The sequence below is a fragment of the Microcystis sp. LE19-41.2A genome, from assembly GCF_027530405.1.
GTDB classification, from domain to species: domain Bacteria; phylum Cyanobacteriota; class Cyanobacteriia; order Cyanobacteriales; family Microcystaceae; genus Microcystis; species Microcystis aeruginosa.
This window is the reverse complement of sequence record NZ_JAPZQJ010000183.1, coordinates 1-7,290: the sequence shown is the minus strand read 5'-3', so window position 1 is coordinate 7,290 and position 7,290 is coordinate 1. Positions and strand designations below refer to the sequence as shown.

The 7,290-nt window shown below is 41.9% G+C and carries 6 protein-coding genes and 1 pseudogene; 2 read left to right on the top strand and 5 right to left on the bottom strand.

Features of this window, described 5'->3' with window-relative positions; translation table 11 throughout:
• Nucleotides 1–133 (top strand): annotated as a pseudogene (locus O9290_RS08325) (IS630-like element ISMae24 family transposase); the annotation flags it as partial.
• A gap of 353 nt (nt 134–486) precedes the next feature.
• On the opposite strand, the gene O9290_RS08320 reads toward O9290_RS08325, so the two are convergent.
• The 5 genes from O9290_RS08320 to ileS all read right to left on the bottom strand — a co-directional run bounded on the left by O9290_RS08320 (nt 487) and on the right by ileS (nt 6,062).
• Nucleotides 487–990, bottom strand: coding sequence for an NAD(P)H-quinone oxidoreductase subunit J (locus O9290_RS08320; RefSeq protein WP_002760978.1), 504 nt, complete (start codon nt 988–990; stop codon nt 487–489).
• Complete coding sequence (ndhK, locus tag O9290_RS08315) at nt 991–1,734, bottom strand: photosynthetic/respiratory NAD(P)H-quinone oxidoreductase subunit K (protein ID WP_002760976.1); 744 nt, start codon at nt 1,732–1,734, stop codon at nt 991–993.
• Between the two features lie 47 nt (nt 1,735–1,781).
• Nucleotides 1,782–2,144, bottom strand: coding sequence for a photosynthetic/respiratory NAD(P)H-quinone oxidoreductase subunit C (gene ndhC / locus O9290_RS08310; RefSeq protein WP_002739390.1), 363 nt, complete (start codon nt 2,142–2,144; stop codon nt 1,782–1,784).
• 589 nt (nt 2,145–2,733) lie between these two features.
• Entirely contained in the window at nt 2,734–3,096 is a 363-nt protein-coding gene (locus O9290_RS08305) for a hypothetical protein (RefSeq protein ID WP_002760972.1), read from the bottom strand.
• A gap of 107 nt (nt 3,097–3,203) precedes the next feature.
• On the bottom strand, nt 3,204–6,062 hold the full coding sequence (ileS, locus tag O9290_RS08300; RefSeq protein WP_002760970.1) for an isoleucine--tRNA ligase: 2,859 nt from the start codon (nt 6,060–6,062) through the stop codon (nt 3,204–3,206).
• Between the two features lie 209 nt (nt 6,063–6,271).
• On the opposite strand from ileS, the gene O9290_RS08295 reads away from it, so the two are divergent.
• Nucleotides 6,272–6,844 carry a Uma2 family endonuclease gene (locus O9290_RS08295; protein WP_002760969.1) on the top strand — a complete coding sequence of 191 codons (573 nt, stop codon included), beginning with the start codon at nt 6,272–6,274 and terminating at the stop codon, nt 6,842–6,844.
• Nucleotides 6,845–7,290 lie beyond the last annotated feature (446 nt).

Below are 7,290 nucleotides of genomic sequence, written 5' to 3'. Positions count from 1 at the left end.
TGAAATATTATGGAGATTTTTAAAATATGAATGGATTGAATTTAGCGCCTATAAAGACCGAAAGAGCCTCCTCGCTTACGTTAAAAAAGTGCTGGACAATTTTGGAGGCGAGTATGTAATTAATTTTGCCTAGGTACTTATAAGATGAACGTAGGTTGGGTTGAAGCATGAAACCCAACGCCTGATTATGTTACGCTACCGCTAACCCATCCTACAAATAATTTTGCCTCCCTACTTAGGGTCTGCTGAATAATGGTAAAACCCTTTTAAAATAAGGCTTTTGACCTGTTAAAATCCGATGTTAGTGCTAGAAAATCGGATTGGGCCCCTCAAAAACCTTGCATTATTCTCCTTATAGTACAAAATTAGTACGTAAAGAGAGGGCAACAAAGCCTGAAACGACCGGCTCCTGACGACCGGCTACTGACTCCTAACCCCACCAACAAACTTTTTCAGCAAACCCTACTTAGTGATTAAATTCTCGACTTAGTAAGCGTCCTGTAGTTCGTAGAATTCGGGAGAAACGTAGTCTTTGCGTAGAGGCCAACCGACCCAATCTTCCGGCATTAAAATCCGTTTCAGGTGGGGATGTCCTTCATAAATAATGCCGAACATATCATAACTTTCTCGTTCTTGCCAGTCAGCCGCTTTCCAAATCCAGTAAACCGAAGCAACCCGGGGATTATCTCGAGGAAGAAAGACTTTTAAGCGCACTTCCACGGGACTATCGACATTATCGGTTACTTTGACCAGATGATAGAAACTAACCAATTCTTTCCCTGGTCCCAAATCGTAAGCGCCCTGACATTGGAGATAATTAAAACCATAAGCGTATAAAGCAGTGGCCAGAGGAATTAAAAAGTCTGGTTCTACTTTAATCAATTCCACACCACTATGGTCAGCTTCTAAAGCTTGATGCTCAAAACCATTTTCGCTTAACCAAATCGAAGTGGGGCCAGCTTGCACAATAGCTGTCGTTTCTTCAGTCATTTAGATTTCTTCCTTTTGTTTCGTGGTCAAAAGAGCGGGGGGAACAGGCATACCAGTGGCTTCTAGTAACTCTTTCGGGGGTGCTTGACGGGTGGCCGATTGTAGATATTTACCTGTGAGAATCGGTTCTGTGGCCTGCATTTTGTGGGTGGTGCTGTAATAACGATTGGTTTGCTGGAGGACAGTCCCACGTTCTTGAATAGATTCGTTAGCGACTTTTTTCCGCAGTTTAATAATCGCGTCGATAATCGCTTCTGGACGGGGGGGACAACCGGGTATATAGACATCCACGGGGATAAGTTTATCTACCCCTCTGACTGCGGTGGTGGAGTCACTGCTGAACATTCCCCCCGTAATCGTACAGGCACCCATGGCGATCACATATTTAGGTTCTGGCATTTCTTCGTACAGACGCACCAAAGCGGGGGCCATTTTCATGGTGATTGTACCGGCAGTGATGATTAAATCGGCTTGCCGGGGACTAGAACGGGGAACTAAACCAAAGCGATCGAAATCAAAACGGGAACCAATCAAGGCTGCAAACTCGATAAAACAGCAAGCTGTACCGTATAGCATCGGCCAAAGACTTGACAAACGCGCCCAGTTATACAGGTCATCAACGGTGGTAAGGATGACATTTTCCGATAAATCCTGGGTAACTTTGGTGCGTTCGATGGGATTGAGGATTTTTTCGCTTTGTTGTTCGATAATTTGCTTAAATTCGCTGGTAGGGTTGGGACTCATCCGGTTATCCTCTCATGAAAAGTCAAAAATAAGGAAAATTATGGCCTTTATGACCATTCTAAGGCTCCTTTCCGCCAAGCATAGACGAGAGCAACCACAAGGATAGCAATAAAGATCAATGCTTCTACAAAAGCTAATAGGCCCAATTGATTGAAAGCTACTGCCCAAGGGTAGAGAAAGACGGTTTCCACGTCAAAAACCACGAAAACGAGGGCAAACATATAATAACGAATGTTAAACTGAATCCAAGCACCGCCGATCGGTTCCATCCCCGATTCATAGGTGGTACGTCTTTCTGGACCGCCACCACTAGGCCGCAGGACTTTGGAGGCAGTTAGGGATAGGATTGGTACTAAACTGCAAGCGAGCAGAAATCCTAGAAAATACTCGTAACCTTTGAGGACAAACACTGGGTTTTTTTTCTCCTTATTCGCTATCGACAGGGGAAGTTGTCGGCATCTCTATGGGTACTTATTATAGAGGCTTTAGCAACCCGTCTCCTTCTCAAAAGCAGCATTGAAGATGTTTATCGATACCATTAGCCAATCGTCGGGTCAAACTTCGCTTCTGTCCGTGCTTTGCTCTTAACTCTGACGGGGTGACAAGGAAATGACCGTAATGGACTGCTGACTATCCAGATTACTCGTTAAGACTGCATGGGAGTGCCAGAGTTGCCAGTCCGAGCATTTGTACTAAAATTTCCGATAGGCAGTCTAAATTAGGAGAAATGCTGTCAGACCCACTATACTTTGTTAATGCACCCGCTCAGAAAAGCAATCGCTTTATTTTGGCTCTGGGAAATGGACTTGCGATCAAGTATATCAGGATGGATATTTTTTTACCGTTGAAAAGGGTTAATTAGATTTAATTTACTAAGCCAATTAAAATCATCAATTTTGTTTCAGTGATCTTAACCAAGTTTCTGACATAACTATCTCCTCAAAGTTGAGTAGCTTGTTTATGAAGCCAACTTTTCAGACTTTTATACGCTGATAACCACTATTTGTATTCATCGTCATTTGGTTCACCGCTGGAATAACCCATAGTTATAAAATTTTGACTAGGTTTTTCTACTATATTAATCCATTTTCTCACCTCTGGAAAATTTTGAACTCTCGAATAGAGACGATTATGACGTTTTAAAGCAGTTGTCAAACTGTGACCCGGATTAGTTATAGTATGTCCGGGGTTATTGGAATCAGTTTTCCATTCTTGACTGGATACCGAAGCTAAGATCATAGATTTCAGAAAACATTCGATCGTAATACCTCCAAAGTGCATAGCAGCTATTTTCCTATTAGATTTACAAAGTATTTCTGTATCTTGATGACGTTGTAAAAAAGCTGATTGGTAATCTTCCATCCCTAATTATCTATTCGCTAGAGTTAATACCTGTGAATAAGTTTTTTTTTAGCTGAGGATTAAACAAGGGTACTTTATTAGACAATAAAGCACCCTTTTAATTTAGCTTAGAACTCTCCTTTTAAAGCGGCATTACAGCGCTCACAAATAGTGGGATCATCGGCAAATTTTCCCACTTGAGTCGAATAATTCCAACAGCGATCGCATTTTTCGCCGTCCGCTTTGACAATTCCCACCGAAACAAAGTCCGATTCTCCTTTATATTCGGCGGTTTGAATTGCGCTAATATCACTAACTAATTCCACTTGAGAAGAGAGAAATAGATAACGCAATTCATCGACTTTATTCCCCGTTAAACTCTCACAATTGTTGAATAATTCCAACTCCTGTTGTAAGGTTTCATCGGGAACATAAAGTAAAACTTTTGCCTCTAAAGAAGCACCGATCGCTTTATCATTTCTGGCAGTTTCCATCACCTTATTAACTTCGGTGCGTAGCTGCCGGAATTTCGCCCATTTATCGGCCAATTCGCGATTATTCCAAGCAGGATCGATGTTTAGCCATCCTGACTCAAATACCGATAAATAAGGAGTTTTGTAGGGGAGAAATTGCCAGATATCTTCCGCTAGATGAGAGAGGACAGGAGCGATCGCTTTAGCGAGATTTTCTAAAGCAATAGCATAGACTGTTTGACAACTGCGACGACGGAAAGAATTAGGATCAGAAATATATAAACGATCCTTAGCGATGTCGATATAAAAGTTAGATAAATCGACAACACAAAAATTCTGTACCGTCTGGAAAAAGCGGAAAAATTGGAAACTTTCAAAAGCTGCCGTTACTTCCGTAAACACCTCCGAGATACGATGTAACATATAGCGATCAATCTCCGGTAGCTCTTCATAAGCTACCGCATCTTTAACGGGATCAAAATCATTTAAACTCCCCAGTAAAAACCTGGCAGTGTTACGGATTTTATTACGGATATCTACCAACTGTTTAAGAATATTTTGACCGATATTCACATCATTGGTATAGTCCACCGAGGACACCCATAACCGAATCACATCCACCCCATAAGCGGGTTCTTTTTTCTGGTCTTTACCACCATTAATGATCACATTGGGATCGATGACATTCCCCAGAGATTTACTCATTTTTCGTCCCTGTTCATCCAAAACAAAACCGTGAGTTAACACCGTTTTATAGGGAGCAATACCATTAGCAGCGACACTGGTTAATAAACTCGATTGAAACCATCCCCGATGCTGATCCGATCCTTCTAGATACATATCCGCAGGATAACTTAATTCTGGTCGAGCATTAGCCACCGCATTCCAACTAGAACCAGAATCAAACCACACATCCATAGTATCCATTCCCTTGCGATAACTGCGACCATTATTGCGATAACTGGGAGGTAACAATTCCTCTACGGATAACTCCCACCAAGCATTAGAACCCTTGACTGCGAAGATAGCTTGAACGTGATTAATCGTCTCCTCCGTTAACAGAGGTTCATTCGTTTCTTCGTCATAAAAAACAGGAATAGGAACCCCCCAACTGCGCTGACGAGAGATACACCAATCGCTTCTTTCACTAACCATAGAAGTGATGCGATTCTTACCCGTTGCAGGAATCCAACGCACCGAATCAATTGCTTCTAAAGCTAATTCCCGGAATCCTTCCACGGAAGCAAACCATTGTTCTGTTGCGCGGAAAATTGTCGGTTTTTTGGTTCTCCAATCGTAGGGATATTTATGCTGATATGCTTCTTCTTTGAGTAAGGCACCCTTTTCTGTCAGTGCTAAAATGATTGCTTCATTAGCATCTTTCAAGACATTTAAACCCGCAAATTGTCCCGCTTCTGCGGTGAAATTTCCCTTATCATCCACGGGAGAAAGTATCGGTAAACCGTAACGTTGACCGACGATATAATCTTCCTGACCATGGCCGGGGGCCGTGTGAACTAATCCAGTGCCGGAATCAGTGGTGACATAATCCCCACCGATGAGAATCGCACTTTCTCTGTCAAACAAAGGATGACGATATTTAGTATGTTCTAATTCCAGACCTTTAACCGTTGCTTTAATCGTCAAAGTCCTGTTAAAAGTGTCGGCCAATTTTTCGACTAAATCCGTCGCTACGATTAGATAATTAGACTCGCTAGTTTCCACCACTGAATAGTTTAATTCTGGGTTTAATGCGACGGCCAAATTCCCGGGTAAAGTCCAGGGGGTAGTCGTCCAGATAGCGACGGATAAATTAGGCAAAAATGGCCTTAAAACCGGGGTTGAAACTGACGTAATCGGAAAAGCAACATAGACACTCCTGGAAGTGTGACCTTCGGGATATTCTAATTCGGCCTCAGCTAAAGCGGTTTGAGAACTAGGACTCCAGTGAACTGGTTTTAGTCCCCGATAAATATAACCTTTTAGGGCCATTTTTCCGAATACGGCAATTTGAGCGGCCTCGTATTCAGGTTTTAGGGTTAAATAGGGATTTTCCCAGTCTCCCCAGACTCCATACCTTTTGAAACCTTCACACTGTTCTTTTTGCGTTTGAAGGGCAAAATCGTGGGCTTTCTGACGTAATTTCAAAGGGGTTAGACCCTCTTTTTCTGAGCTTTTGAGACTTTGTAAAACCTTTAGTTCGATCGGCAACCCGTGACAATCCCAACCCGGCACATAGCGCACTTTGTAGCCTTGCAGCAGTTTATATTTATTGATAATGTCTTTGAGAATTTTATTTAAAGCATGACCGATATGCAGGGACCCGTTAGCGTAGGGGGGTCCATCGTGGAGAATAAATAATTCTTTGGGGTTATTTTGCGCTAATTTCTCATATATTTGCTCATCTTGCCAGAATTTCTGGATTTCTGGCTCACGTTTACTGGCATTTGCTCGCATATCAAAGTCAGTTTGAGGCAAATTAACGGTATCTTTGTAACTTTTAGCGTTGGACATTCTGGCAAACCTATGGCTATCAATCGTTTTCGGGATTCATTCCTAAATAACGTCCCTTTGAGAGTCGTTATCTCTATTCTGTCACATAACTGTAATACAAATATTACAAGTGACAATCATTGATCTATAAGTCTAGCGAGATTGAGTCCAAGAGCAATGATTCCCAAAGGCTATAATTTAGTTATTCGAGAATAGGGAGCATGAGGACCATGGTGACGAATCCTAATTTTTTTTATGTCTCTCCAGAAGTGTATCTAGAAGGGGAAAGAGTCAGTCCGATCAAGCACGAGTACCGAAAAGGACGGATTTATGCAATGGTAGGGGCAAAAAAGCCGCATATTGTCTTAAATACCAATCTAGCTACTTTATTGAATATCCATCTCGATGATAGTCCCTGTCTTGTTCTCACTTCCGATATCAAAGTCCGGTTAGAGGAGGCAAATTGTTATTATTATCCCGATATTGCGGTGGTTTGTGACGAGAGAGAGATTAACAATACCGATGATTTTATTCTCTATCCCGTTCTGATTATTGAAGTATTATCGAAATCTACGGAATCCTTTGATAGGGGTGATAAATTTAGCGATTATCAAACCTGTCCCACCTTAAAAGAATACATTCTTATCCATCAAAACCAGAGGAAAATTGAATGTCACCGTCGCGAGGATTCTGGAATCTGGAAAGAACAGATCTATGAAGCCGGGGATGCGGTAGAATTCACCAGTGTAGGATTCCGGGGATCGCTCGCTTCTATCTATCGCAAAGTCCCCGGTTTGGTATGATTACAATTCTTTTTTGACATCGCACTTTTATGTCTCTAGGGATAGGGGTAGATCTGTCTCCCTTTGCCTAAAAACCGAGATTATCAAGCACTTAATTCTATTTGTCAAACCTGTAGGAAGTTTTCCTTTTGGGTAGCTGTTCGTCAATACCAAATTAGGTTATACTTTATGTTTATGGGAAAGGCTGTAAATTGCGATCAAAAAACAGAAATTTAGCGATCGCTGTTAGTTCCCAACTGCCCTAGGGAACAATAAACATAGCTGAAAGACAGCACTCGATCGTGTAAGGTCAGGGCAAACCCTAATTAGGGCTTGCTGAATAAATCTAAAAACCTTGTTGGATAAGACTTTTGGACTTTTTTCCCCTCAAAAAGTACCAGATATGGGAGTGATCAGGGGGAAATTCAGGGACTTTTTCCCTGAAAATTAGGTAATTGACCCCCTCA